The organism is Frigoribacterium sp. VKM Ac-2530, assembly GCF_015350835.1.
Classification (GTDB): domain Bacteria; phylum Actinomycetota; class Actinomycetes; order Actinomycetales; family Microbacteriaceae; genus Frigoribacterium.
Genome location: NZ_JADKSE010000002.1, coordinates 770,443 through 796,956 on the forward strand (window position 1 = coordinate 770,443; position 26,514 = coordinate 796,956).

Genomic DNA, 26,514 nt, shown 5'->3' on the forward strand with positions numbered 1-26,514 from the left:
AGGGAGAGACGACCAAAGGCACGCCGGTAGGCGTCCAAATCATGCCTGTCGGCCGACCTGGAGGAATTGGACCCCGCACAACCACCCCTAACTCACCTTCTCGATCGGCGCGACCTTGATCAGCAGCTTCTTGCGGCCGGCGGTGTCGAAGAGCACCTCGGCGATGCGACGGGCGCCCTCGCCGGTGACGGCCATGACGCGGCCCTCGCCGAAGTCGACGTGCGAGATGCGGTCGCCCGTCTCGAGCACGAGGTCGCCGTTGTCGCGCACGGTGCCGGTGACGCGGTTGGCCCACTCGGTCTTCGGCTTCGTCTTCGCCGCCGCCGTGGCGCGGTCGTAGCTGCCGCTGCCGTAGCCGCCCGACGCGCGCGGCGTCGCTCCGCGGTTCGTGTCAGGGCCGCCCTCGCGACGCGCGTTGAGCGCCCGCGGCTGGGTGCCTCCTCGGCTGTTCGCCATTCCCGGCGACTGCTTCCAGTCGATCAGGTCGACGGGGATCTCTTGCAGGTAGCGCGACGGCATCGCCACGTTCACCTCGCCGAACTGGGCGCGGGTCATCGCCAGCGACAGGAAGAGTTGTTTGCGGGCACGGGTGATGCCGACGTAGAACAGCCGGCGCTCCTCAGCAGGGCCGCCGGGCTCGCTCGCCGACATGCGGTGCGGCAGCAGGTCTTCTTCGACGCCGGTGAGGAACACCGCCTCGTACTCGAGGCCCTTCGCCGTGTGCAGCGTCATCAGCGAGACCGTGCCGCTCGAGTCGTCGAGGTCGTCGGCCGCGGCGACCAGGGTCACCTCGGTGAGGAAGTCGAGCAGGGTGCCGTCGGGGTTGTTCCGCTGGAACTCCTTCGTGACCGCGACGAGCTCGTCGATGTTCTCGGCACGCGCCTCGTCTTGCGGGTCTCTCGACGCCCTCAGCGCCTCCACCAGGCCGCTGCCCTCGATCAGCCGGGTGAGGATCTCGTGCACCGGCGCCGTGTCGGCCGTCGCCTGCACCTCGTCGAGCAGCGTCGCGAGACCGGTGATCGCCCCCGTCACCTTGGGGCCGAGGCCGAGCTCGCGGGCGTTGCGCATCGCGTCGCGCAGGGGCGCCTCGCGCTCGTCGGCCCAGCGCTGCATCGCCGTCTCGGTCGCCGGGCCGATGCCGCGCTTCGGCACGTTCATGATGCGGCGGAGCGCCATCGGGTCGGAGGGGTTCGCGACCGTGATCAGGTACGCCATCGCGTCCTTGATCTCGGCACGCTCGTAGAACTTCGTGCCGCCGAGCACCCGGTAGGGGATCGCCGAGCGGATGAAGATCTCCTCGAGCGCACGGGTCTGCGAGTTGGTGCGGTAGAAGACGGCGACGTCTTTGTAGGCCGTGCCCTGCTCGTGCAGCTTCGCGATCTCGTCGGCGACGAACTGTGCCTCGTCGTGCCCGGTGTAGCCCGTGAACCCGACGATCTTGGCGCCCTCGCCGACCGTCGTGAACAGGTTCTTGGCCTGCCGGTCGAAGTTGTTCGCGATGACGGCGTTGGCCGCGTCGAGGATGTTCTGGGTCGAGCGGTAGTTCTGCTCGAGCAGCACCACCTTCGAGTTGGGGAAGTCGCGCTCGAACTCGACGATGTTGCGGATGTCGGCCCCGCGGAACGCGTAGATCGACTGGTCGCTGTCGCCGACCACCGTGAGCGACGCCCCGGGGATGCGGCCGCTGCCGTCGCGCATCGACTGCACGAACTGCCCGCCGCGCTCGAGGGCGTCGACGTGCTCGGGGTCGACCGGACGCGTCAGCTCGCGGATCAGCGCGTACTGGGCGTGGTTCGTGTCTTGGTACTCGTCGACGAGCAGGTGGCGGAACCGCCGCTGGTACGTCGCCGCCACGTGCGGGAACGCCCGGAACAGGAACACGGTCTGCGAGATCAGGTCGTCGAAGTCGAACGCGTTCGCCTGCTGCAGCGACCGCGTGTACTGCCGGAAGATCTCGAGGAACATCACGTCTTGCGGGTCGCCGGCGTTGATCTGCCGCGCGTACGTCTCGACGTCGCTGAGCTCGTTCTTGAGCTTCGAGATCTTGCCGGCCGCCTGGCTGACGGTGAAGCCGAGCGAGTCGGCGTCGAGCTGCTTGAGGATGCGCTTGAGCAGCGCCTTCGAGTCGGCCGAGTCGTAGATCGTGAAGCTCTTCGTGAAGCCGAACTGCTCGGCCTCACGACGCAGGATGCGCACGCACGCCGAGTGGAACGTCGAGATCCACATGCCCTCGGCCGCCTGGCCGACGAGCTGCTGCACGCGCTCGCGCATCTCGGCCGCGGCCTTGTTCGTGAAGGTGATGGCGAGGATCTGGCTCGGCCAGGCCTCGCGGGTGGCGATCAGCCCGGCGATGCGGCGGGTCAGCACGCTCGTCTTGCCCGAGCCGGCACCGGCGACGATCAGCAGCGACTGCCCGCGGTACTCGACCGCCTCTCTCTGCTGCGGGTTCAGCCCCGCGGTCAGGGGATCACCGGCAGAACCGGAAGCGTCAGAGGGCTCGAGCACGATCGTCATGGCGCGGCCAGTCTAAGCCGGGCCCCCGACATCCGAGCCGGGACGGAGGAGGCGCGCCAGCCGAGCGTCAGCCCTGCGACACCGCGCAGGGTCAGAGCCCCGCGCGCACCGCGACCGCGCGCTCGGGGTGGTCGGCGAAGACCCCGTCGAGGCCCAGCGCCATCAGGTCGGCGAACTCCGACTCCCAGTCGCCCTCCGCCTCCTTGCCGCCGGCCTGGCGGTTGCCCTTCGCGAGGAACGCGTTCTCGATCCGCAGGGTCCAGGCGAACACGTCGAGACCGACCGCGTGCGCCCGGTCGACCAGCTCGGGCCGGGTCTCGCCGGAGGGGCGCAGCAGCATCGCCTTGTCGAACGAGACCCCGTGCAGGCCCGCCTCGACCAGGGCCGTCAGCGACGTCTCGTCGAGCTGGTCGGCGTAGGTCGGCGCCGCCGAGCCGAGCCGGGCCACCTGGTCGGCCGCTGAGCCCGCCTTCTCGACGAGCCAGACGAGGCTGCCGCCGACTCCCCTCTCGCGCAGCTGCCACAGCACGGTCTGCTCGAAGCTCTCGACGGTGAGGCGCGAGTCGTCCGCCCAGCCGTGCTCGGCCAGCTCGGCGGCGACGAGCTCGTCGAGGGGCAGCCCGAGCGCCTCGAAGTGCTGGGCGTGCTTGACCTCGGCGACGAGGCCCACCTCGCGCGGGGCGTCGTCGAGCAGCCGCAGCAGGTCGCTCAGCCGCTGGATGCCGCCCTCCCCGTCGTGGGCGGCACTGAGCGGACGCAGGTGCGGCAGGCGCTCACGCACGGTCAGGGTCGCGAGCTCGGCCCAGGTGAAGTCCTCGGTGAACCAGCCCGCCACCTCCTTGTCCTCGATCTGCTTGGTGGTGCGCCGGTCGGCGAACTCCGGCCGCTCGGAGACGTCGGTGGTGCCCGAGATCTCGTTCTCGTGCCGCAGCACGAGCACGCCGTCGCGGGTCGGCACGATGTCGGGCTCGATCGCGTCGGCCCCCAGCTCGACGGCCAGGCGGTAGGCCGCCTCCCCGTGCTCGGGCCGGTGCCCGCTGGCTCCGCGGTGGGCGATGACGAGGGGGCGAGGCGACATGGCAGCCACGGTACCGGCGGCGGGCGACGGACGAGGAGGCGCGGCGTCGGCAGGCAGCTGCACCCCGGCCCCGAGACGGTGCAACCCTGCAGCCGGTGCACTTTCGCCTGCCGCGAATACGGGCCTCATCAGGCAAATCCCCAGCCCTCCCCTGGCCGACACCCGTTAGCCTCTTCTGTACGGCGACGCAGCACACAGCACCTCGCGTCGCGACCACGTCTCACGACCAGAAGAGGAACTCCCTTGGCATTCTCGAATCCCGGCTTCAGTCAGTCGCCGGCCTTCTCGGAGAAGGGCGCCGCCGTCATCCGACAGGAGCGCGCCGCTGCGGGACAGCGCCCCGTCGAGTACAACGGCATGACCGCCGAGCAGCTGCAGGATCTCTACACGCAGCCCGCCGCCGGCCCCGTCGAGACCGACCGCATGACCTACGAGGACACGATCACGAAGACGGTCATCGCCTTCGCCGTCGTCGCCCTCGGTGCGGCCGTCGGCTGGTTCATCCCGGCCCTCGCCATCGTCGGTGCGATCGCGGGCTTCGTGCTCGCCCTCGTCAACATCTTCAAGAAGCGCCCTTCCGCCGGTCTGGTGCTCGCGTACTCGGCAGCCCAGGGCCTCTTCGTCGGCGGCATCTCGTCGATCTTCGAGGCTCGGCTCGACGGGATCGTCACGCAGGCGCTGCTCGCCACCGCTTCGGTGTTCGTCGTCACCCTGCTGCTGTTCCGCAGCGGCAAGATCCGCGCGTCGGCCAAGGCCACGAAGATCTTCATGATCGGCATGATCGGCTACGCCGTCTTCTCGCTGCTCAACCTGGGCCTCATGGCCTTCGGCGCCAACTCGAACCCCTGGGGCCTCCGCGGCACCGACATCCCGGGCACGAGCATCCCGATCGGGTTCGTCCTCGGCATCCTCGTGATCCTCATGGCCGCCTACTCGCTGGTGCTCGACTTCACGAACATCAAGACGGGCGTCGAGCGCGGCGCCCCGCGCATCTACGGCTGGTCGGCCGCCTTCGGCCTGGTCATGACCGTCGTGTGGCTGTACGTCGAGATCCTGCGTCTCCTCGCCATCCTGCGAGGCAACGACTAGCAAGCCGGAGACACCAGGAGGCGGGGCTCGTTCCGAGAGGGACGGGCCCCGCTTCTCTGTGTGCCCGGCGCCCCATGCGGGCGCCCTTGGCCCCGCGGACCCGTCCCTAGGTAGACGAAAAGGGACGTCGTACCGGTGGGCCCACCGGTACGACGTCCCTTTTCGCCTGCGACGCGGGGTCGGTGCCACACGTTGGCTCCACCCGCCTCAGCACGCTTCGCAGAGGCGTCTGCAGAACGCGATGCTCAGCACCTACTGGTGGGCACCGGGGTCGCAGGCTCCCCCGGAACGAGCGGGTTCGATGCTCCGCATGGAGACCCACCCGTCAGCACGCTTCGCAGAGGCGTCTGCGGAACGCGATGCTCAGCACCTACTAGTGGGCACCGGCGGCGCAGAGCGCCTCCGGAATGAGGCTGCGCCTCATTCCCACTCGATGGTGCCCGGCGGCTTCGACGTGACGTCGAGCACGACGCGGTTGACGCCGTCGACCTCGTTCGTGATGCGGTTCGAGATCTTGGCGAGCACGTCGTAGGGCAGGCGCGTCCAGTCCGCCGTCATGGCGTCCTCCGACGAGACCGGGCGCAGCACGATCGGGTGGCCGTAGGTGCGACCGTCGCCCTGCACGCCCACCGAGCGGACGTCGGCGAGCAGCACCACGGGGCACTGCCAGATGTCGCCGTCGAGGCCGGCCGCGGTCAGCTCGGCACGGGCGATGGCGTCGGCGTGACGCAGCAGCTCGAGCCGCTCGTGGGTCACCTCGCCGATGATGCGGATGCCCAGGCCGGGCCCGGGGAACGGCTGGCGGCCCACGATGACCTCGGGCAGGCCGAGCTCGCGACCGATGGCCCTGACCTCGTCCTTGAAGAGGGTGCGGAGCGGCTCGACGAGCTCGAACTGCAGGTCCTCCGGCAGGCCGCCCACGTTGTGGTGGCTCTTGATGTTCGCGGTGCCCGTGCCGCCGCCGCTCTCGACGACGTCGGGGTAGAGCGTTCCCTGCACGAGGAACTTGACGTCGGACTCGCCCTCGGCCGCGGCCTCGAGCACGAGCGCCTCGGCAGCGCCCTCGAAGCTGCGGATGAACTCGCGCCCGATGATCTTGCGCTTCTGCTCGGGGTCGGTGACGCCCGCGAGCGCGTCGAGGAACTGCTGCTCGGCGTCGACCGTGACGAGGCGGACGCCCGTCGAGGCGACGTAGTCCTCCTCGACCTGGCGACGCTCGTCGGCACGCAGCAGGCCGTGGTCGACGAAGACGCAGACGAGTTGGTCGCCGACCGCCTCGTGGACGATGGCGGCCGCGACGGCCGAGTCGACGCCTCCGGAGAGACCACAGATCACGCGCGACGAGCCGACCTGCTCGCGGATGCGGGCGACCTGCTCGGCGATGACGTTGCCGCTGTTCCAGTCGGCGGGGATGCCGGCGGCGCGGTGCAGGAAGTTCTCGAGCACGGCCTGGCCGAACGACGAGTGCTTCACCTCGGGGTGCCACTGCACGCCGTAGAGCTTGCGGGCGTCGCTCGAGAAGGCGGCGACGGGGGTCGCAGCGCTCGACGCGAGCACGTCGAAGCCCTCGGGCGCCTTCGAGACCGAGTCGCCGTGGCTCATCCACGTCGTCTGCGAGGTCGGCTGCCCCGAGAGCAGGGTGCTGTCGCCCTCGGCGAGGGTGACGTCGGTCGCGCCGTACTCGCGCTGACCGGTGCGCGAGACCTCGCCGCCGAGGGCCTTGGCCATCGCCTGGAAGCCGTAGCAGATGCCCAGCACGGGCACGTCGAGCTCGAGGATCGCGGGGTCGAGGCCCGGCGCACCCTCTTCGTAGACGCTCGACGGGCCGCCGCTGAGCACGATGCCGACGGGGTTCTTCGCCGCGATCTCGGCTGCGGTGATCGTGTGCGGCACGATCTCGGAGTAGACGTTCGCCTCACGCACGCGACGCGCGATCAGCTGCGCGTACTGCGCGCCGAAATCGACGACGAGGACGGGGCTCTGGGCCGTCTCGGTGGCTTCTGTCACGCGGGGGCTCCCTGGGTGCTGGGGGTGGGCTCGGCGACCAGCGCTGCGTGCTCACGCATCGCCAGCTTGGTCATGTGGCTCTCGACGAAGAACGAGAGGAACGGCACGACGCCGCCGAGCGCGATGATGATGAACCGCGAGAACGGCCAGCGCATCAGGCTCCAGAGGCGGAAGTCGGCGAAGAGGTAGACGACGTAGAGCCAGCCGTGCGCGATCAGGATCGCGGTCGACAGGTTGAAGCCGGTGGTGATCGAGTCGACGGGCACGAGGAACCCGCCCTCGCCGCCGAGCTGCATCTCGAGCTGCAGGGGCGTGTACTTGAAGGCCATCTCGAAGACGAGCAGCAGCAGCATCACGCCGGTGACGTAGGCGGAGATCTTGTAGAACTTGACGGCACCCGGGATCTTCGGGATGTCGCGTTGCCGGGGCTTCAGGGGCATGGCCTCGATCCTACCCGCGGAGGCGGCGGCGCCAGGGCGGGGTCGGTCGTCGTCGAGCCAGCGCAGGAGGCGCGGGTCGGCGAGCGCAGGAGGAGCAGGTCAGGAGGCGGTCCCGGCCTCGAGCCGCGCCTCCTCGGCCTCGTCGACCTCGCGCTCGAACCGGTCACGGACCAGCCGGAACCACAGGAAGATCGCGAAGCCGGCGAACACGACCCACTCGATCGCGTAGAAGACGTTCAGCCAGTTGAGCGAGCGGTCGCTCTCGGGCGCGACGGAGTCGATGGCGGCGAGGCCCTCGACCGGGTCGGCCGAGACGACGTAGCCGGAGTAGACGTCGCCGTCGAGGTCGGTCCACTCGTTGACGAGCATGGGCACCGACACGACGTTCTCGCGGCCGCCCTTGAAGTCGCCGTCGGAAGGCTGGTCGCTCGGCATGTACCGGCCGGTCACCGTCACCGTTCCCGTGGGCACGGCGCGTTCGGCGGCCTCGGCGCCGCCCTCGTCGCTGCTCCAGCCGAGGGCCACGACGACCGACGACCCGTCGACGTCGTCGACGAGACGACCGATCAGCCACGAGCCGGGGTCGCCGCCGTTGTAGCGGTCGACGACGACGCGGTAGTCGTCGGGCGCGAACTGCCCGGTGAGCGTGACCATCTGCCCGCCGACGCGGTCGTAGAACGGCGACTGCGGGTCGACGACGTCGCTGAGCACCTTGACCGTCTCCGTCCCGGGATTGACCTCTTGCCCGCTCTCGACGCTGCGCTCGATCTGCCAGTGGCCGAGCCAGGCGAAGATGCCCGAGATGACGAGGCAGAGGGCGAGCATCGCGATCCAGCGGGGGCGCCGGGCGACCTCCCACATGGAGGCGGGCACGTCGACGTCGCGCGAGACGGGAGGGTTCTCGGTGCGGGTCACGAGCCCGATGGTACCTGCGCCCCCGCGGGAGCCTGCTGGGTGCCGACCGTGCGCGCGACCTGCATCGGGGACCTGGTCAGCACGCGGGTCAGCGCCCGGGGCCAGTAGTCGGGATCGACACTCGGGCCGGTGCTCGGACTCAGTACTCGGGATCGCGCTGACGCGTGGCCCGCTGGTCGGACTGCTGGCCGGCCTGGTCGGCGAGGATCGCGGCGCGCACCCTGTCCTGCTCGTCGAGGTCGTCGTCGTCTGCGTCGTCGGCGTCGGCCTCCGCAGCCGCCTCGGCGGCGGCGCGCTCGCGCGTGCCGAGCAGCGCCTCCTCGTCGTCGGCGTCCGCCTCGGCACTGCTGCCGCTGCCGTCGCCCCTGCGGGACGTGCCCGGCTCGTCCCCGGCGAGCGCCGCCTCCATCAGGGCGATCTCCTCGGAGTGGCGCGCGTCGCGCTCGAGGCGGCGCGCCTCGGCCGCCTCGCGCTCCGCCCGTCGACGGGTGCGCAGCACGACCCCGCCGATGCGCTCGGAGTTGGAGGCGAGCACAGGGCCGAGCACCGCCATGATGAGGACGTAGAGCCCCGCGAACGGCTGCAGCCGCTCGTCGAGCCCTGCTCCGGCCGAGAGCGTCGCGAGGATCAGCGCGAACTCGCCCCTGTTCTGCAGGATCACCGCCGTGTTGATGCCTGCTTGCGGCCCGAGCTTGTTGAGCCAGGCCACGAACTGGCCCGCGATCACGTTCAGCGTGATCGTGATCCCGACGGCGATCGCGACGGGCCCGAGCACGCTCGGGAACAGCGACGGGTTGAGGCCGAGGCCGAAGTTGAGGAAGAAGAAGGCGCCGAAGACGTCGCGCATCGGCAGGGCGAACTGCTCGACCCTGTTGCGGTACCGCGTCGCGCCGATGATCAGGCCGATGAGGAACGCGCCGATCGCGTCGGTCACGCCGAGGATCTCGCCGAGGCCCGCGAACAGCACGGCGAGGCCGAAGAACAGCACCGTGAAGAGCTCGTCGTCGCGCGTCCGCATCAACTTCGACACGACGGCGCCGCCCCATCTCGCGACGGCGAACATCGCGACCAGGAACGCGAAGGCGACCACCAGCTTCAGCACGACCGGCAGCGGGTCGGTCTCTCCGCTGAGCACCACCGACACGATGGCCAGGTAGATGGCGATGAAGATGTCCTCGACGACGGTGACGCCCAGGATCATCGGCGTCTCGCGGTTCGCCAGGCGGTTCAGCTCGATGAGCAGCTTGGTGACGATGGCGCTCGACGACGTCGCCGTCATGCCGGCGATGATCAGCGCCTCCCGTGTGCCCCAGCCGATCATGAAGCCGAAGACGAGCCCGACGCCCATGTTGACGGCGATGTAGCTGCCGCCCGACACGATGAGGCGGCCTGCGTTCGAGAAGAACTCGTCCTGGTCGAACTCGAGGCCGAGGTTGAACAACAGCAGGATGAGCCCGAAGATCGCGATCAGCTGGATGTTGTGCGAGTCGAAGCTGATCGGGAACCAGCCGGTGTTCGTGCTGGCCAGCAGGCCGACGATCATGTAGATCGGGATGGACGGCAGGCCGATCAGCTTGCCTGCCCTGCCCAGCCCGTAGGCGATCAGCAGCAGGACGCCGAGGACGACCAGCTCTTCACCCAGGTGCACCGGCGATCAGCTCCCGGGCGGGGCGTCGGCCGGGCTGCGGTGGCGCAGCTCGCCCGTGCGGTACCAGGCGAAGGCCTTCGCGACCTTCTCGGGGCTGCCCGCCACGACCAGCGTGTCGCCGGGGAACACCTTGAAGTCGCCCGACGGCGCCGGGTTCGCCGCGTCGCCCCGCACGACGGCGACGACCGTCAGGCCGACGACGCCCTTCGCGCCGAGGTCGCCGAGAGGCTGGCCGGCGATGTGGTCGTCGTAGTCGACCGTGAACCAGTCGATGCTGAGGCCCGGGATCTGGTCGAGCGCCGACAGGGACTCGGTGATGCGCGTGCCGCCGAGCAGCTCGGCGAGCGTGTGCGCCTCGTCCTCGCTCAGGCGGAGGGACACCTTCTTGACGTCGGCACCGTCGGCGTCGTCGCTGAACGTGATCAGGTCGCTGTGGCCCGATCGGTGCGTGATCACCCCGCACTTGCCGCCGTCGTCGGTGACGAAGGTGTGCAGCACGCCCACACCGGGGAGCTTCACTCGACGCACATCAGCCATGGTCCGACTCCAGGTCACTCAGGGGCAGTCGTCTCAGCTTAGCGACGGGCACGGACGCGGACACCGGGCTGCTCATGCGGTGGACAACCCGCACCTCTCCCCCGGTGTTCCCGGGGCGACGCGCTGTTCTCGTCGGGCGGACGCAGGAGGCGCGGTGCCCGACCAGCGGGCACCGCGCCTCCTGCAGCCTGGTCGCGTCGCGACCTCGTGGTGCTAGCTGGCGCGACCGCCTGGGGCGTCCGCCGACGTGTCGTCGCCGGGCGTGCCCGCGGGCTCCACGACGTCCTCGCCGGGCTTGGGCGCGCCGCCCTGGTCGGCGCCGGGCACCACCATGTCGTCCTCGTCGAAGCCGAAGGTGATGTCGGGCGCCTCGAGGCGGACCCGGTCGGCGGACTCGTCGTCGGGCTCGAGCTGGCTCGCGCGCTCTGCCGCGACGCGCTTGAGGTAGTTGCCGACCTCCTCCTCGGTCTCGGCGTCGGACCAGCCGAGCACCTCGGCCATCAGCTTCGCGGCGACGGGAGCGGCGGACTCGCCCCTGTCCCACGCCTCGATCGAGATGCGGGTGCGCCTCGCCAGGACGTCCTCGAGGTGGAGGGCGCTCTCGTGGCTGGCCGCGTAGACGACCTCGGCCCCGATGTAGTCGTCGGCTCCCGGCAGCGGCTCGGCGAGCTCGGGACGCTCGCGGACCAGCGCGAGGACCTCGTCGGTCAGCGTGCCGTAGCGGTTCAGCAGGTGCTCGACCCGCGCCTTGTGCACGCCGAGCTGCTTCGCGATCTTGCCGCGCTTGTTCCAGGCGGCGTGGTAGCCCTCGGCGCCGAGCAGCGGGATCTCCATCGTGGTGCTCTCGGGGATGCGGCCGTCGAGCGCGGCGACCGCCTCGTCGATCGCGTCCTCGGCCATCACGCGGTACGTGGTCCACTTGCCGCCGGCGACGACCACGAGGCCGGGCACGGTGTGCGCGACGATGTGCTCACGCGACAGCTTCGACGTCTGGTCGGACTCGCCGGCCAGCAGGGGCCGGAGACCCGCGTAGACGCCCTCGACGTCGTCGCGGGTGAGGGGCACGGCCATCACCTTGTTGACGTGCTCGAGGATGTAGTCGATGTCGGCCGCCGTCGCCGCCGGGTGCGCCTTGTCGAGGTCCCAGTCGGTGTCGGTCGTGCCGACCAGCCAGTGGCGGCCCCACGGGATGACGAACAGGACGCTCTTCTCGGTGCGGAAGATCATGCCCATGTCGGAGTGGATGCGGTCGCGGGGCACGACGAGGTGCACGCCCTTCGACGCGCGGACCTTGAACTGGCCCCGCTCGCCGACCATGGCCTGGGTGTCGTCCGTCCACACGCCGGTCGCGTTGACGACCTGCTTCGCGCGGATCTCGAAGTGCTCGCCCGTCTGGTAGTCGTGCGCCTTCACGCCGACGACGCGCTCGCCGACCTTGACGAAGCCCTCGACCCGCACGCGGCTGGCGGCGTGCGCGCCGTAGCTCGACGCCGTGCGCACGAGCGACGAGACGTAGCGGGCGTCGTCGACCTGGGCGTCGTAGTAGGTGAGGCCGCCGACGACCGCGTCCTTCGAGAGGCTCGGGATCGCCCGGAGCACCTGCGTCTTGCTGAGGTGGCGGTGGTGGGGCACCCCGGGCGGACGCCCGCCCGTCCAGCTGAAGATGTCGTAGAGGGCCATGCCGGCGCCGATGTAGAAGCGCTCGTAGACCGGCTTGCTCAGGGGGTAGAGGAACCGCACGGGCTTGACGAGGTGCGGCGCGAGGCGCTGCAGCAGCAGCCCGCGCTCGATCAGGGCCTCGCGCACGAGGCGGAAGTTGAGCTGCTCGAGGTAGCGGATGCCCCCGTGCACCAGCTTCGAGGAACGGCTCGAGGTGCCGGAGCCCCAGTCGCGAGCCTCGACGATGCCGACGTTCAGGCCCCGCGTGACCGCGTCGAGGGCGGAGCCTGCCCCGACGATGCCGCCCCCGATCACGAGGATGTCGAGCTCTTCGGTCTTCAGCGCCTCGACGGCGCGCTCGCGCTCGTCTGGCCCGAGCTTCGCGGAGAGGGATTCGGTCGCGGTCGTGGCCATGCGGTGCCTCCATCGTCGGATCGGTCGCGGGCCCGAGGACCCGTGCATGCGACCATCCAACGCCCGATCAGCTGGCAGCGCCAGGTGAGATCGGGGTGCCTGGGGAGGCGATGCCGCCTAGTGCGGCTGGTAGGGAGCGACGACGACCTCGCTGCGCTGGAACTCCTTGAGGTCGCTGTAGCCGGTCGTCGCCATCGAGCGGCGGAGCGCGCCGATGATGTTCGCCTGGCCGTCGACCGAGTCGGCCGGTCCGTAGAGGATCTTCTCGAGCGTGCCGACCTGGCCGACGTGGACGCGACGGCCTCGCGGCAGCTCGGGGTGGTGCGCCTCGGCGCCCCAGTGGAACCCGCCGCCGGGCACGTCGGTGGCGCGGGCCAGCGCGGCACCCAGCATGACCGCGTCGGCGCCGCAGGCGACGGCCTTCACGATGTCGCCGGAGGTGCCGAGCCCGCCGTCGGCGATGACGTGGACGTAGCGCCCGCCCGACTCGTCGAGGTAGTCGCGACGCGCACCGGCGACGTCGGCGACCGCGGTCGCCATCGGAGCGTGGATGCCCAAGGAGGCGCGGGTCGTGCTGGCGGCACCGCCGCCGAACCCGACGAGCACGCCCGCCGCGCCCGTGCGCATGAGGTGCAGCGCCGACGTGTACGTGGAGGCGCCTCCGACGATGACCGGCACGTCGAGCTCGTAGATGAACTTCTTGAGGTTGAGCGGCTCGGTCGTCTTCGACACGTGCTCGGCCGACACCGTGGTGCCGCGGATGACGAAGAGGTCGACGCCGGCGTCGACGACCGTCTGGTAGAGGTCTTGCGTGCGCTGCGGGCTGAGCGAGCCGGCGACCGGCACGCCGGCGGCGCGGATCTCGGCGATGCGCGCCGTCACCAGCTCGGGCTTGATCGGCTCGGCGTAGATCTGCTGCATGCGGGCGACCGTCTCGTCCTCGGGCAGCCCGCGGATCTCGGCGAGAACCGCCTCCGGGTCGTCGTAGCGCGTCCAGACGCCCTCGAGGTCGAGGACGCCGAGGCCGCCGAGCTCGCCGATGCGGATGGCCGTCGCGGGGCTCACGACCGAGTCCATCGGGGCCGCGATGATCGGCGACTCGAAGTGGAACGCGTCGATCGACCAGCTGACGGACACGTCTCGGGGGTCGCGGGTGCGCCGGCTCGGGACGATCGCGATGTCGTCGAACGCATAGGCGCGGCGCGCGCGCTTGGAAACGCCGATCTCTACCTCAGTCACGCCGCAACCCTACCGGAGGCGCAGGCCGGCGCCCCGGGGCCCGCCTGCCAGCGCCGCCGCCCGCCGCCACCCGCCGGCGCCCGGCGCTGCTCGTCCCTCGCGCTTCGTCCCACGTGGGCGTCGTGGGACACGGCAGGTGTGGGCACGCCCCTGCCGCGTCCCTTCTCGCCGCCCGCGGGCGAAGGAATGCGTCATGTGCGGTCCCTCCACCTCCGCACCCAGCAGCGTGACTCTCCCCAGGCCTTCGTCATCGACACGGCCCGGACTCCCGGTCCCTGCAGGCTCGCGTCATGGCCTCCCTCGCTGCCGACGACCTGTTGCTCGCCCGGGATCTCGTCGCGTCGGGTCGTGACGACCGCAAGCTCGCCCGCGCATGCGCCTCCGGGACGCTCGTGCGTGTCTGGCCCGGTGCCTACGTACAGGCCGGCGTGTGGCACACGCTCGACCCACGGGAGCAGCATCGTCGCCGTGCGGTCGCCGCCCTCGTGACTCGCCGGAAGGCCGGGCTCCTCCTCTCCCACGAATCAGCCGCGCTCGTCTGGGGCCTCCCGACATGGGGGTGGCCTACCGGACCCGTCGAGCTCGTCGACCCGACCGCCCGACGCGGCACGTCGACCGCCCGCCTCCGCGTCCGCGCCTCGCCCCTTCCTCTCGAGGAACGCGCGACGCGCTCGGGACTCCCGGTCACCTCCCTCGACAGGACCGTCACGGACCTGCTCCTGTCGCGGAGCCGGGTCCAGGCTGTCGTCCTCGCCGACCACCTGCTGCACTCGGGGCTGTCGACGCGCGAGCACCTCCGTGCCCTGCTCGCCGTCCACCCCGCTGCACGGCGACGCCGGACAGCGTCCTGGGCCGTCGACTTCGGGAACCCCGGTGGCGAGTCACCCGGCGAGTCCGTCAGTCGCGTCGTCGCGCACGACGCCGGGTTCGTCGCACCCGAGCTGCAGGTCCCGTTCTCCGACGGGGACGGACTCATCGGGGTCGTCGACTTCGCGTTCCCCGTCCCGGACGAGCCGGACCGTCTCGTGCTCGGGGAATTCGACGGTGACGTCAAGTACCGGGGTGCGACGTACCGGCACGGTCGCACGCCGGAACAGGTCGTCCAGGACGAGAAGTCACGCGAAGACCGTCTCCGTGCCCTGACCTCGACGGCGGGCTTCGTCCGATGGACGCGCCGAGACATCGCCGACGCCTCGCGACTCACGGACAAGCTGCCCCGTGCAGGCGTCGCGCGGGAGCGGTGACGGCGATAAGGGACGAGGTAGGGGTGGGCCCACCCCTACCTCGTCCCTTTTCGCCTACGACATGAGGCGCAGCGCGGCGCGGCGCGGCGCGGCGCTAGCGGCGGTAGTTGGGCGCCTCGACGACCATCTGCAGGTCGTGCGGGTGGCTCTCCTTGAGGCCGGCCGCCGTGATGCGGACGAACTTGCCCTTCATCTTCAGCTCGTCGACCGTGCGGCCGCCCACGTAGAACATCGACTGGCGCAGCCCGCCGGTGAGCTGGTAGACGACGTTGCCGAGCGCGCCGCGGTAGGGCACCTGGCCCTCGACGCCCTCGGGGATCAGCTTGTCGTCGGTGGGGACGTCGGCCTGGAAGTACCGGTCCTTCGAGTACGACGTGTTCTTGCCGCGGGTCTGCATGGCCCCGAGGGAGCCCATGCCGCGGTAGTTCTTGAACTGCTTGCCGTTCACGAAGACGAGGTCGCCGGGGCTCTCGTCGCAGCCGGCGAGCAGCGAGCCGAGCATGACCGTGTCCGCGCCGGCGACCAGCGCCTTGGCGATGTCGCCCGAGTACTGCAGGCCGCCGTCGGCGATGACCGGCACGCCGGCCTCCCGGGCGGCGAGCGACGCCTCGTAGACGGCGGTGACCTGGGGCACGCCCACGCCCGACACGACGCGGGTGGTGCAGATCGAGCCGGGGCCCACGCCGACCTTGATGGCGTCGGCGCCCGCCTCGATGAGCGCCTCGGCGCCCGAGCGGGTCGCGACGTTGCCGCCGATGACGTCGATCGCCGCGAACGACGGGTCGGCCTTGATGCGCTTGATCATGTCGAGCTCGCCGGCGCTCTCGCCGTTGGCGGTGTCGACGACGAGCACGTCGACGCCTGCGTCGCGGAGCGCACAGGCGCGCTTCCAGGCGTCGCCGAAGAAGCCGATCGCGGCGCCGACGCGGAGGCGGCCCTCGTCGTCCTTCGTGGCGTCGGGGTACTTCTCGCTCTTGTCGAAGTCCTTCACGGTGATGAGGCCGCGCAGCTTGCCCGACTCGTCGACGAGGGGCAGCTTCTCGATCTTGTGCTGGGCGAAGATCGCGACGGCGGAGTCGGGGTCGACGCCCTCGGAGGCCGTGATGAGCGGCGCCTTCGTCATGACGTCGCGCACGAAGGTCGTCTGCATCTCGAACGGCGAGACGAATCGCATGTCGCGGTTGGTGATGATGCCCACGAGCGTGCCGTCGCGCTCGACGACCGGCAGGCCGGAGACGCGGAACTGGCCGCACAGGGCGTCGACCTCGGCCACGGTCGCGTCCGGCGAGGTGGTGACGGGGTTCGTGATCATGCCCGACTCGCTGCGCTTGACCTTGTCGACGTGCGCCGCCTGGTCCTCGATCGAGAGGTTGCGGTGGATGATGCCGATGCCGCCCTGGCGGGCCATGGCGATCGCCATGCGCGACTCGGTGACCGTGTCCATCGCGGCGGAGAGCAGCGGGACGGCGACGCGGATGCGCTTGGTGAGGCGCGACGAGGTGTCCGCCTCGCTCGGGATCACGTCCGTGCGCCCGGGGAGGAGCATGACGTCGTCGTACGTGAGTCCGATGAATCCGAACGGATCCGGCTGGTCCATGAGTCCCCTTCGAAGGAGCGAGTGAGGTGGGAGGAGGGAGCACCGGATCGCCGTCGACTCCGGTGATCGATCTTAACCCGGCCCGCGCCTCCTGCATTCCTGGCCCTGACACGCTGCAGAACGGCCAGAAGGACACGATTGGGTGACGAATTTTCGACTCTCGCCTGTGTCCTGCACGAAACACGGCCGACACACAGCGAAAGTATCTTCACCAACGACGGTGAGCCAGCGGCACCCGGGGCATCGCCCCGACTGGCACCTGTCCAGGAGGTTCCGTGAAACCCGACACGACCATCGCACCGCGCGCGCTGCGGCCTGCCCTGATCGTCACCGTCCTCGCGCTGTTGCTCGGCCTCGCCGGCTCCTTCGTCTCGGTGATGCTGGCGCCCGCCGCAGCCCACGCGTCCGGCGGCGCGACCGCCTCGTGCGCCGTCGACCCCGCCACCGGCTGCATCCAGGGCAGCATCCGCACCTCGGAGGGCGAGCCCGCGAGCGGGGTCGTCCTGCAGGTGGCCGGCCCCGGCGGCTTCGAGCAGACCGCGGAGGTGGACGGCACCGGCCGCTGGGCGCTGCCCGTCACCGAGGCCGGCCAGTACACGGTCACCCTCGACACCGACTCGCTGCCCGACGGCCAGTTCCTCACCAACGCGGAGCAGGACGAGCGCATGGTGAACGCCACGCTCGGCGCCAACGCCGGCGTGATCTTCCAGCTCAGCGAGACCGAGGGCGCCACCACCGGCGGCGCGCAGGCCTCGTCGTTCAGCTGGGACCGCGTCGCGCAGCAGTTCGCCTCGGGCATCCGCCTCGGCCTGCTGCTGGCCCTCGCGGCCATCGGCCTCTCGCTGATCTACGGCACCACGGGCCTCAGCAGCTTCTCGCACGGCGAGCAGGTCACCCTCGGCGGGCTCCTCGCCTACGTCTTCGCGAACCAGCTCGGCATGAACATCTTCCTGGCGGCGACGCTGACGGTGGTCATCTGTGCCGCGACCGGGTTCCTGCAGGACGCCGCGATCTGGAAACCACTCCGGAAGAGGGGGCTGAGCCTCACCCAGCTGATGATCGTCACCATCGGCCTCTCGATCGCGCTGCAGTACGCGTTCCAGTACTTCTTCGGCGCCGCGACGGTGCGCATCCAGACGGCCAACCCGACGACGATCACGCTCGCCGGGGTCACCCTGACGGTGCAGTCGTACGTGGCCATGGGCATCTCGATCGTGGTGCTCGTGCTCACCGGGCTGTTCCTCACGAAGACGCGCACCGGCCGCGCCACCCGCGCCGTCTCGGACAACCCGGCCCTGGCAGCCGCCTCCGGCATCGACGTCGACCGCATCATCCGCCTGGTCTGGGTGCTGGCCGCCGGCCTCGCGGGCCTCTCCGGCGTGATGCTCGGCCTCGTGCTCAACGGCGTCAACTGGATGACCGGCCTGCAGATCCTGCTGCTCATGTTCGCGGCCGTCACGCTCGGCGGACTGGGCACCTCCTTCGGGGCGCTCGTCGGCTCGCTCATCATCGGCGTCATCGTCGAGCTCACCAACCTGGTGCTCCCGGGTGACTTCAAGTACGCCACCGCACTGCTCATCCTGATCGTCATCCTGCTGTTCCGGCCGCAGGGCATCTTCGGTCGCGCCGAGCGGATCGGTTGAGGGGAAGAACCATGGACTACGTCATCGACCTCATCCGCCAGCTCACCGGCGAGGCGCTCGCCCCGACCACCGCGGCGTTCGCGCTCGCGGCCATCGGCCTCAACATCCACTTCGGCTTCACCGGCCTGATCAACATGGGCCAGGCAGCTTTCCTGCTCGTCGGCGCCTACGGCTTCGCGATCTCGCTCGTCAACGGCCTGCCCCTCGGGCTCGCCGTGCTCATCGGCCTCGCCGGCGGTCTCGTGTTCGCGCTCATCCTCGGCGTGCCGACGCTGAAGCTGCGGGGCGACTACCTCGCCATCGTGACCATCTGCGCCGCGGAGATCATCCGCATGGTCGGCCGCTCGAGCATCCTCACCGACGTGACCGGCGGCTCGAACGGCATCACGGGCTCGTCGTACCGCGACCCGTTCACCGCCCTGTCGCCGCTGCCGGACGGCCAGACCACGATCCTGTGGTTCACCTACGACAACAACGGCGTCAACGGCTGGTGGATCCGCATCGTCGCCTGGGCGCTCGTGGCGCTGCTCTGCCTCATCGTGTTCCTGCTCAGCCGCAGCCCGTGGGGCCGCGTGCTCAAGGGCATCCGCGAGGACGAGGACGCCGTGCGCAGCCTCGGGAAGAACGTGTTCTCGTACAAGATGCAGGCGCTGGTGTTCGGAGGCGTGATCGGCTCGTTGGCCGGCATCATCTACGTGCTGCCCTCGTCGGTGCAGCCCGACGCCCTCGGCCGCTCGACGACGTTCTTCATCTGGACGGCCCTGCTGCTGGGAGGCGCCGCGACGGTGTTCGGACCGGTGCTGGGGGCGATCCTGTTCTTCGTCGTGCGCCTCCTCGTCCGCACCCTGGCAGGCGACTTCATCCCGGCGAGCATCATGAGCAACCAGCAGGCGGACCAGTTCTCGTACGTCCTCGTCGGCATCGCCCTGATGTGCCTCATCATCTTCCGCCCGCAAGGGATCCTCGGGAACAAGAAGGAGTTGTCGTTCAGTGTCTGAGACGAACACGTCGAGCACGACCTCGGCGAACACGAGCGGCTCGACCGGCACGACCGGTCGGCGCGACAAGCCCGGCTACGACTACGACCGCGAGGTGCTGCGGGGCAAGCTCGGCAGCGTCGAGCGCACCCCCGGCTCGGCCAAGCCCGACTCGATCCTCACCGTCGACAACGTCGTCCGTCGCTTCGGCGGCATGACGGCCGTCGACGTGCAGCACGTCGAGGTGCAGCGCGGCGCCATCACCGCGCTGATCGGCCCGAACGGCGCCGGCAAGACGACCTTCTTCAACCTGCTCACCGGGTTCGACAAGGCGTCGTCGGCACCGACCACCTTCAACCGCGGGGCCGACACGGCCAAGTGGGTCTTCGACGGCAAGCCGATGGGCAACGTCGGCGCCGCGAAGGTCGCCCGGGCCGGCATGGTCCGCACGTTCCAGCTGACGAAGGCGCTCTCGCGCCTCACCGTCATGCAGAACATGCTGCTCGGCGCCCGCGACCAGCCCGGCGAGAACTTCTTCGTCGGCATCGTGCCGCCGCTCTGGCGGGCACGTGAGCGCGAGATCACGGTCAAGGCCGAGGACCTGCTGCACCGCTTCAAGCTCCACGAGAAGAAGGACGACTACGCGGGCAGCCTCTCCGGCGGCCAGCGCAAGCTGCTCGAGATGGCCCGCGCCCTGATGAGCGACCCCGAGATGATCATGCTCGACGAGCCGATGGCCGGCGTGAACCCGGCCCTGACGCAGTCGCTGCTCGGCCACATCCAGAGCCTGCGCGACGAGGGCACCACGGTGCTCTTCGTCGAGCACGACATGCACATGGTGCGGCACATCTCGGACTGGGTCATCGTCATGGCCGAGGGCAAGGTCGTGGCCGAGGGCCCGGCCGACACCGTGATGGACGACCAGGCCGTCATCGACGCCTACCTCGGCGCGCACCACGACACCGACCTCGGCGACGACTCGCTGCTGACGGACGCGGTGCTCGAGGAGCTCGAGCAGGAGGTGGCGGCCGAGGACGCGGCACGTGCCGACGACGCGACGGGCACCTCCTCGACGACCGGCCCGGGCGGCACGCCGGGGCGCGACCTGCCCGGCTCCCCCGACCCGTCGACCCCTGCGGCCACGAACGCGGCCGCCGACCAGCAGAGCGGAGACAAGCGATGAGCGCCTCGACGACCGAGATGCACCCCGGCACCGAGAAGTTCGCCGGCATCGAGCCGATCATGAACGCCAGCGACCTCACGGCGGGCTACCTGCCGGGGGTGAACATCCTCAACGGGTGCGACCTGGTCTGCTACCCCGGCGAGCTGATCGGCATCATCGGCCCGAACGGCGCCGGCAAGTCGACGCTGCTCAAGGCCCTGTTCGGCCTCGTCAAGATCCACTCGGGCAGCGTCACGCTCGGCGGCGAGGACATCACGAACCTCAAGGCGAACAAGCTCGTGCAGGCCGGCGTCGGCTTCGTGCCGCAGACGAACAACGTGTTCCCCTCGCTCACCATCGAGGAGAACCTGCAGATGGGGATGTTCCTCCGCCCCAAGCTGTTCGTCGAGCGGCTCGAGTACATCTACGACCTGTTCCCCGTGCTCGGCGACCGCCGCGGCCAGCGTGCCGGGTCGCTCTCGGGCGGCGAGCGCCAGTCGGTCGCGATGGCCCGCGCGCTGATGATGGACCCCAAGGTGCTGCTGCTCGACGAGCCGTCGGCCGGCCTCTCGCCGGTGCGTCAGGACGAGACCTTCATCCGCACCCGCCGCATCAACAAGGCCGGCGTCTCGGTCATCATGGTCGAGCAGAACGCCCGGCGCTGCCTGCAGATCTGCGACCGCGGCTACGTGCTCGACCAGGGCCGCAACGCCTACTCGGGCACCGGACGCGAGCTGGCCGACGACCCCAAGGTCATCGAGCTCTACCTCGGCACCCTGGCCAAGGACGTCAACGAGTCGCACTGACGACAGCACGCGATCTGCGGCGTTGTCGGCGGCGGGCATGGCTCCGCCATAGCCCGCCGCCTCCGCCTTGCAGCTCACGCACTCTCGTCACTGCGACGATCAGGCCCCGTACGAACTCGTGCGGGGCCTTCGTCGTGTGCGAGGGGCGGCTTGGATGCGTGGGGAAGAGGGTGCGTCGCGGCCGTCTCGGTGACGCGACCTGTCGCATGGGTGCTGCCCGCACCTCCTTCGCCGGGGTCGTCGTCTCAGCGCGCGACGAAGTCGGCAGATGCCGACCGTGAGCCTCTCAACGGCTCACTGAGCCTCGGAAAGTCCGTCATCGCAGGTCCTGTGGTCGGCATCTGCGAGCCCGGCAGCAGCGACCGGCGACCACCAGCCTCAAGGAGGCGCGGGCGACCGCCCAGGACCCCCGTCCGCGACAGGGACAGCCCTCGCCCTGAGGCGCAGAGATGCCCGAGCACGGGAGGACCCGCGGGCACGCAGAGAGGCCCCGGTGCCGCAGCACCGGGGCCTCTCCGTCAGGCAGGGGCCGTGTTACTCGACCTGGCCCTCGACCGCCGTCTGGTAGACGGGGACGTTGTTGTCGTCGAACTTGTAGATGCCGATGAAGGCGCTCGACGGGTCGTTCTGGTCGTCGAACGCACCGATGCCCGAGGGGCCGGTGTAGTGGATGTCGTCGCCGGCCTCGATGGCCGTGACGCAGTCCGCGAAGGTGCTGCACTCGGTGCCCTCGTCAGCACCGGACACCGCGGCCATGTTGGCCTGGATGGTGCCCGAGTCCGTGCCCCCGCCCTTCACCGCGGCGAGCGCGGCGAGGATGACGGCGTCGTAGGACTCCTGTGCGTACGAGTAGTCGGCCAGGGCCGAGCCCGCGGTGCGCTGGTAGAACTCGGCGAACCGCGACTGCAGGTCGGTCGACGGGAACGCACCCGGGATGGTGCCCTGGGCGCCGGCGAGGGTGCCGGCCTGGAAGTCCTCGCTGTAGTCGGCGGTGTTGCCGTCCGACATGTAGACCGTGCTGATGTCGGCGCCCTGCGAGATGAGCTCGGGGACGATCGACTTGGTCTCGTCGAAGGCGAGGATGACGATCGCGTCGGGGTTCGTGGCCAGCGCGGCCGTCACCTCGGACGAGAACGTGGTCTGGCCGGGGGGGAACTCCTGGCCCTCGCCGGACCCGCCGTAGACGACGGTGCCGCCCGAGGCCTCGATCGACTCCTGGACGGAGTCGCGCAGGCCCGTGCCGTAGGTGTCGTTGAAGACGAGGAACGCGACGTTGGCACGGCCGTCGTTGACGATCTGCGTGCCGAGCGCGCTGCCCTGGACCGAGTCCGGCGGAGCAGTGCGGAAGTAGTACGACGAGTAGCCGCTGAGCGAGGTCGCCGTGTTGGCGGGCGAGATTTCGACGATGCAGGCGGCGGTGAGCTGGTCGATGACGTTGAGCGTGACGCTCGACGACTCGGCGCCGATCGCGACCGGCACCTTCGCGTCGATCAGCTGCGTCGCTGCGGCGCTCGAGACGGTGAGGTCGTTGCTGTCGCCGGAGTCGGTGGCGGGGTCGATCGTGACGTCCTGGCCGAGGACGCCGCCTGCGGCGTTGATGTCCTCGACGGCGAGGCCGACGCCGGCCTCGGCGGGCGGGGCCAGGTAGGCCAGCGTGCCCGTGTTGGGCAGGATGGTGCCGATGCGGAGGGCGTCCTGGCTGGGGCTGCTGGGCGCCTCGCAGGAGGCCGCGGGGTCGGCCTTGGTCGTCGACGACGCGGACGACGACGGGTCGTCGGTCGAGGAGGAGGTGGTGGAACAGGCTGCGAGCAGAACGGAGGCGGCTCCTGCGAGCGCCAGGGCCCTCAGCCCTTTGGTGGATCGGATCATCCGTGGTCCCTTTCATGAAGCGCGTACAGCCGGACCGACACTAGGTGGACGGTCCCCGCGATTGAGAAGAAACTAGGGGCGGAATGTTTCCTGCGTGTGTTCTCCCGGTCACCCTGCCGTTTCGTTAGCAATTCGTGACATCGACTCAGCACCTGCAGCGCGCTCGTCCGCGGGGCCGGCGTCACGTCCGCCGGCGGGGGCGGAGGCCAGCGCCGCCGCGCGGTCGGCCTCCCGGCCTCGCGCCCGGCTCCTCCGGCTCGTCAGGACCATGTCGGTCGTCAGCACGATCAGCGCGACCCAGACGATCGCGAAGCCGACCCACCGGCTCGTCGGCATCTGCTCGTGCAGCAGCACGACCCCGACGACGAACTGCAGGACGGGCGCGAGGTACTGGGTCAGCCCGATGGTCGCCAGGGGCAGCCGACGTGCGGCGGCGGCGAAGAGCAGGAGCGGCACCGCCGTCACGATCCCCGAGCTGATCACCGTCAGCGTGTGCACGAGGCTGACGGAGCCGAACACGACGCCCCCGCCGATGCCCGTGACGGCCAGCACGACGAGCGCGACCGCCGCGAACGGCGCGACCGCCATCGTCTCGAGCGTCAGCCCGCTGACGGCGTCGACCTTGCCGCCCATCTGCTTCTTGACGAGCCCGTAGGCCCCGAACGAGAAGGCCATGATCAGCGAGGGCCACGGCACGCCACCCGTGCCCACCGTGATGACGACGACGGCCACGGCGCTCAGGCCGATCGCGACCCACTGCACCGGCCGGAGGCGCTCGCGCAGCACCAGCACCGCGAGCAGCACCGTGACGATGGGGTTGATGAAGTAGCCGAGGGCGGCCTCGACCACGTGCCCGGCCAGGGTCGCGACGATGAAGGTCGTCCAGTTGACGACGATGAGCACGCCGGCCAGCGCCATGGTGCCGACGACGCGGCCCTGCCGCAGCAGGGCGAGGAACGCCGGGAACCCTCGGGTGACGGCGAGCAGCACGACGCAGAAGGCGAGGGAGAACAGGATGCGCCACGAGACGATCTCGAACGGCCCCGAGGGCGACATGAGCAGGAAGAACACCGGCAGCACGCCCCACAGGCCGTAGGCGCTGACGGCGTAGGCGAGGCCGCCCGACGAGGAGGTGCGGGTGCGGGTCACGAGAGCGCTCTGCGGTTCACGGGACGACTCTAGGGCGGGCCGCCGTCGTCGGACACGGCCACTCCTGCCACGCTGGCTCGCTCCGCTGCCGTTCCCGGCCGGGGACGACGGAGGCCCCCGCCTGGGCGGGGGCCTCCGGGTGGAGCAGGTGCGTCGTCTGCCTAGCGGACGATGACGGCGAGGACGTCGCGCGCCGAGAGGACGAGGTAGTCCTCGCCGGCGTACTTGACCTCGGTGCCGCCGTACTTGCTGTAGATGACCTTGTCGCCGACGGCGACGTCGAGCGGCACGCGGTTGCCGTTGTCGTCGATGCGACCCGGTCCGACCGCCACGACCTCGCCCTCCTGGGGCTTCTCCTTGGCGGTGTCGGGGATCACGAGGCCGGAAGCCGTGGTCTGCTCGGCTTCGACCTGCTGGATGACGATGCGATCTTCGAGCGGCTTGATGGAGACCGACACGGTTGACCTCTGCTTTCTCGGAACTTCGTAGAACGTGGGCTGGCACTTGCCACGTGCGAGTGCCAGAACAACTGTAGAGCCGAACTGGCACTCGGTCAATCCGAGTGCCAGAGTCGGTCGGCGATGGGCGAGACTGGTCCCATGGACACTGCTGAGCTGCTCGACGTGCTCTCGCCCGAGGGGCTCCGACTGCTCGACTCGCTCCCGGCGTGGAGCGCGTCCGACGACGTCGTCGGCGCTGTCGCAGCGCTCCGCCGGCAGGGACACTCGCCCTCCCTCGTCGCCGCCGTGCTGAGCCAGTCGCGGCTCCGGGCCAAGGCCGTCGCGAAGTTCGGCGACTTCGCCAGCCGCATGCTCTTCACCGAGGCCGGTCTCGAGCAGGCCACGCGCCTCCCCGTCGCCGCCCGTCACGCCGGCCGCTACCGAGCCGCCGGGCTCGGCAGCGTCGCCGACCTCGGCTGCGGCATCGGCGGCGACGCGCTCGCGCTGGCCGCCCTCGAGCTGGACGTGCTGGCGGTCGACCGCGACGAGGTCACCGCGGCCGTCGCCTCCTACAACCTCGCGCCCTGGGCTTCGTCACGCGTCGTCCAGGGCGACGCCGCGACGGTCGACGTCGGCGACGTCGAGGGCGTGTTCCTCGACCCGGCCCGCCGCACGGCCGGCCACGCTGCGACGAGGCGCCTGGCCGACCCGGCCGACTGGTCGCCCTCGCTCGACGTCGCGTTCGGCTGGGCCGAGCGCCTGCCGACCGGCGTGAAGCTCGGCCCCGGCGTCGACCGCGAGCTGCTGCCCCTCGACGCCGAGTGCCAGTGGATCTCGGTCGACCGCGAGGTCGTCGAGGTGGGCGTCTGGTTCGGGCCGCTCGCCCGCCCCGGCGTGGGGCGGGCCGCGCTCGTGGTGGGCGCGCACGGTGCGGCGGAGCTGACCGCCGCCGCCGACTCCGACGACGTCGAGGTCGGCGAGCTCAGGGAGTACCTCTACGAGCCCGACGGGGCCGTCATCCGTGCCCGGCTGATCGGCGACCTCGCCCGGCGCCTCGGCGCCCGCACGCTCAGCCGCGACATCGCCTGGCTCACCTCGGACGAGGCGGTCGAGACGCCGTTCGCCCAGGTGTTCCGCGTGGTCGAGACGTTCCCGCTCGACGAGAAGACCCTCAAGCGCGAGCTGCGCACCCGCGGCATCGGCCGCCTGGAGATCAAGAAGCGCGGCGTCGACGTCGACCCTGCGACGTTCCGCAAGCGGCTGTCGCTGCAGGGCACGCACGCCGCGACCCTCGTGCTGACCCGGGTGGCCGGTCGCCACACGGCGCTGCTCTGCGAGCGCGTCTGACGTCCGGTCGTCCCGGCGGCCGGCCGTCTCGACGGACCGCCGCCCGGACGACCTGCCCCTGGGAGGCGCGGGTCAGGACTGTCCGTAGCCCCCGTCGAAGGTGCCGGACGACCCGCCGGGCATGCTCGCGAAGAACACGATCAGCCCGATCCAGATGACCACCGCGAGGGCGATGCCCGCGTAGCCGACGATGAGGCCCGGGAGCCAGAGCTTGCGCGACTGCCGCTCACGCCGGCCGGCGATGTGGCCGAGCACGACCGCGGCGATCGAGAACACGACACCGCCGCCGAAGGTGACGATGACCCCGAGGAACCCGACGATCGACGCGACGAGCGACAGGATGCTGAGGACGTTCGAGGGCTTCGTGGCACCTGCGGAGGCATAGGGCGAGTACGCCGCCCCGTAGGGCTGCTGGGGTGCGCCGTAGGGCTGCTGAGGCGCGCCGTACTGCTGCTGCGGGGCACCGTACTGCGGCTGAGGCTGGGGCGGGAAGCCGTACTGCTGCGTCGGCTGCGGCGGGACCCCGTACTGCTGCGGAGGCTGCGGCGGGACCCCGTACTGCTGCTGCTGAGCAGGCTGGCCGTAGGCCGGCGACGGCTGCTGGCCCGGCTGCCCGTACACGGGCCGAGGCGGAGGCTGCGGCGCACCGTACGGAGCCGACGCCGGAGGCTGCGGCGCACCGTACGGAGCCGACGCCGGAGGCTGCGGCGCACCGTACGGAGCCGACGCCGGAGGCTGCG

The 26,514-nt window shown here is 70.5% G+C and carries 21 protein-coding genes; 7 read left to right on the top strand and 14 right to left on the bottom strand.

Annotation, left to right across the window (positions count from 1 at the left end):
• Positions 1–87: 87 nt before the first annotated feature.
• Positions 88–2,514: an ATP-dependent helicase gene (locus ITJ48_RS12530; RefSeq protein ID WP_194613921.1), complete on the bottom strand. Its 2,427-nt coding sequence runs from the start codon at positions 2,512–2,514 to the stop codon at positions 88–90.
• 91 nt (positions 2,515–2,605) lie between these two features.
• Complete coding sequence (locus ITJ48_RS12535) at positions 2,606–3,592, bottom strand: glycerophosphodiester phosphodiesterase family protein (RefSeq protein WP_194613922.1); 987 nt, start codon at positions 3,590–3,592, stop codon at positions 2,606–2,608.
• 243 nt (positions 3,593–3,835) lie between these two features.
• On the opposite strand from ITJ48_RS12535, the gene ITJ48_RS12540 reads away from it, so the two are divergent.
• A complete protein-coding gene (locus ITJ48_RS12540) occupies positions 3,836–4,681 on the top strand; it encodes a Bax inhibitor-1/YccA family protein (protein WP_194613923.1) in 846 nt (281 codons plus the stop codon).
• Between the two features lie 420 nt (positions 4,682–5,101).
• On the opposite strand, the gene guaA is transcribed toward ITJ48_RS12540, so the two are convergent.
• The 7 genes from guaA to ITJ48_RS12575 form a co-directional block, all read right to left on the bottom strand.
• Entirely contained in the window at positions 5,102–6,688 is a 1,587-nt protein-coding gene (gene guaA / locus ITJ48_RS12545) for a glutamine-hydrolyzing GMP synthase (RefSeq protein WP_123547738.1), read from the bottom strand.
• Positions 6,685–7,128 (bottom strand): DUF3817 domain-containing protein, encoded by a 444-nt coding sequence (locus tag ITJ48_RS12550; RefSeq protein ID WP_123547737.1) that lies wholly within the window; start codon positions 7,126–7,128, stop codon positions 6,685–6,687. Before ITJ48_RS12550 ends, guaA begins: the two co-directional genes overlap by 4 nt.
• Positions 7,129–7,227: 99 nt before the next feature.
• Positions 7,228–8,043 carry an SURF1 family cytochrome oxidase biogenesis protein gene (locus ITJ48_RS12555; RefSeq protein ID WP_194613924.1) on the bottom strand — a complete coding sequence of 272 codons (816 nt, stop codon included), beginning with the start codon at positions 8,041–8,043 and terminating at the stop codon, positions 7,228–7,230.
• Between the two features lie 139 nt (positions 8,044–8,182).
• Entirely contained in the window at positions 8,183–9,691 is a 1,509-nt protein-coding gene (locus ITJ48_RS12560; RefSeq protein ID WP_194613925.1) for a cation:proton antiporter, read from the bottom strand.
• A 6-nt stretch (positions 9,692–9,697) separates the two neighbouring features.
• Positions 9,698–10,210 (bottom strand): cation:proton antiporter regulatory subunit, encoded by a 513-nt coding sequence (locus ITJ48_RS12565; protein WP_370544911.1) that lies wholly within the window; start codon positions 10,208–10,210, stop codon positions 9,698–9,700.
• A 231-nt stretch (positions 10,211–10,441) separates the two neighbouring features.
• Complete coding sequence (locus ITJ48_RS12570) at positions 10,442–12,301, bottom strand: glycerol-3-phosphate dehydrogenase/oxidase (protein WP_194613926.1); 1,860 nt, start codon at positions 12,299–12,301, stop codon at positions 10,442–10,444.
• 117 nt (positions 12,302–12,418) lie between these two features.
• On the bottom strand, positions 12,419–13,540 hold the full coding sequence (locus tag ITJ48_RS12575) for a GuaB3 family IMP dehydrogenase-related protein (RefSeq protein ID WP_123547732.1): 1,122 nt from the start codon (positions 13,538–13,540) through the stop codon (positions 12,419–12,421).
• Positions 13,541–13,830: 290 nt separating this feature from the next.
• Here ITJ48_RS12575 and ITJ48_RS12580 point away from each other — a divergent pair, with 290 nt between their 5' ends.
• Positions 13,831–14,784 carry a hypothetical protein gene (locus ITJ48_RS12580; protein WP_194613927.1) on the top strand — a complete coding sequence of 318 codons (954 nt, stop codon included), beginning with the start codon at positions 13,831–13,833 and terminating at the stop codon, positions 14,782–14,784.
• A 94-nt stretch (positions 14,785–14,878) separates the two neighbouring features.
• On the opposite strand, the gene guaB is transcribed toward ITJ48_RS12580, so the two are convergent.
• Entirely contained in the window at positions 14,879–16,381 is a 1,503-nt protein-coding gene (gene guaB / locus ITJ48_RS12585) for an IMP dehydrogenase (protein ID WP_123547730.1), read from the bottom strand.
• A 275-nt stretch (positions 16,382–16,656) separates the two neighbouring features.
• Here guaB and ITJ48_RS12590 point away from each other — a divergent pair, with 275 nt between their 5' ends.
• The 4 genes from ITJ48_RS12590 (at position 16,657) to ITJ48_RS12605 (ending at position 20,969) form a co-directional block, all read left to right on the top strand.
• Complete coding sequence (locus ITJ48_RS12590; RefSeq protein WP_370544912.1) at positions 16,657–18,024, top strand: branched-chain amino acid ABC transporter permease; 1,368 nt, start codon at positions 16,657–16,659, stop codon at positions 18,022–18,024.
• 11 nt (positions 18,025–18,035) lie between these two features.
• The gene (locus ITJ48_RS12595) at positions 18,036–19,022 is read left to right on the top strand and encodes a branched-chain amino acid ABC transporter permease (protein ID WP_194613928.1); all 987 of its coding nucleotides are present in this window, start codon (positions 18,036–18,038) and stop codon (positions 19,020–19,022) included.
• Positions 19,023–19,116: 94 nt separating this feature from the next.
• A complete protein-coding gene (locus tag ITJ48_RS12600) occupies positions 19,117–20,184 on the top strand; it encodes an ABC transporter ATP-binding protein (RefSeq protein WP_370544966.1) in 1,068 nt (355 codons plus the stop codon).
• A gap of 17 nt (positions 20,185–20,201) precedes the next feature.
• A complete protein-coding gene (locus ITJ48_RS12605; protein WP_370544967.1) occupies positions 20,202–20,969 on the top strand; it encodes an ABC transporter ATP-binding protein in 768 nt (255 codons plus the stop codon).
• A gap of 534 nt (positions 20,970–21,503) precedes the next feature.
• Here the strand turns inward: ITJ48_RS12605 and ITJ48_RS12610 are convergent.
• The 3 genes from ITJ48_RS12610 to groES all read right to left on the bottom strand — a co-directional run bounded on the left by ITJ48_RS12610 (position 21,504) and on the right by groES (position 24,445).
• Entirely contained in the window at positions 21,504–22,838 is a 1,335-nt protein-coding gene (locus ITJ48_RS12610; protein ID WP_194613931.1) for an ABC transporter substrate-binding protein, read from the bottom strand.
• Positions 22,839–22,946: 108 nt separating this feature from the next.
• On the bottom strand, positions 22,947–23,987 hold the full coding sequence (rarD, locus tag ITJ48_RS12615; protein ID WP_194613932.1) for an EamA family transporter RarD: 1,041 nt from the start codon (positions 23,985–23,987) through the stop codon (positions 22,947–22,949).
• 161 nt (positions 23,988–24,148) lie between these two features.
• Positions 24,149–24,445 (bottom strand): co-chaperone GroES, encoded by a 297-nt coding sequence (groES, locus tag ITJ48_RS12620; RefSeq protein ID WP_123355202.1) that lies wholly within the window; start codon positions 24,443–24,445, stop codon positions 24,149–24,151.
• Between the two features lie 141 nt (positions 24,446–24,586).
• Here groES and ITJ48_RS12625 point away from each other — a divergent pair, with 141 nt between their 5' ends.
• Positions 24,587–25,774, top strand: a complete 1,188-nt coding sequence (locus ITJ48_RS12625) for an SAM-dependent methyltransferase (RefSeq protein WP_194613933.1) — start codon at positions 24,587–24,589, stop codon at positions 25,772–25,774.
• A 72-nt stretch (positions 25,775–25,846) separates the two neighbouring features.
• Here the strand turns inward: ITJ48_RS12625 and ITJ48_RS16550 are convergent, their stop codons facing one another.
• The gene (locus ITJ48_RS16550) at positions 25,847–26,395 is read right to left on the bottom strand and encodes a DUF4190 domain-containing protein (protein WP_194613934.1); all 549 of its coding nucleotides are present in this window, start codon (positions 26,393–26,395) and stop codon (positions 25,847–25,849) included.
• Positions 26,396–26,514 lie beyond the last annotated feature (119 nt).

Coding starts and splice junctions, on each gene's coding strand:
- ITJ48_RS12625 (WP_194613933.1), top strand. CDS start 24,587: ATGGACACTGCTGAGCTGCTCGACGTGCTCTCGCCCGAGGGGCTCCGA.
- ITJ48_RS12610 (WP_194613931.1), bottom strand. CDS start 22,838: ATGATCCGATCCACCAAAGGGCTGAGGGCCCTGGCGCTCGCAGGAGCC.
- ITJ48_RS12570 (WP_194613926.1), bottom strand. CDS start 12,301: ATGGCCACGACCGCGACCGAATCCCTCTCCGCGAAGCTCGGGCCAGAC.
- ITJ48_RS12605 (WP_370544967.1), top strand. CDS start 20,202: ATGCACCCCGGCACCGAGAAGTTCGCCGGCATCGAGCCGATCATGAAC.
- guaB (WP_123547730.1), bottom strand. CDS start 16,381: ATGGACCAGCCGGATCCGTTCGGATTCATCGGACTCACGTACGACGAC.
- ITJ48_RS12535 (WP_194613922.1), bottom strand. CDS start 3,592: ATGTCGCCTCGCCCCCTCGTCATCGCCCACCGCGGAGCCAGCGGGCAC.
- ITJ48_RS12595 (WP_194613928.1), top strand. CDS start 18,036: ATGGACTACGTCATCGACCTCATCCGCCAGCTCACCGGCGAGGCGCTC.
- ITJ48_RS12530 (WP_194613921.1), bottom strand. CDS start 2,514: ATGACGATCGTGCTCGAGCCCTCTGACGCTTCCGGTTCTGCCGGTGAT.
- ITJ48_RS12550 (WP_123547737.1), bottom strand. CDS start 7,128: ATGCCCCTGAAGCCCCGGCAACGCGACATCCCGAAGATCCCGGGTGCC.
- ITJ48_RS12580 (WP_194613927.1), top strand. CDS start 13,831: ATGGCCTCCCTCGCTGCCGACGACCTGTTGCTCGCCCGGGATCTCGTC.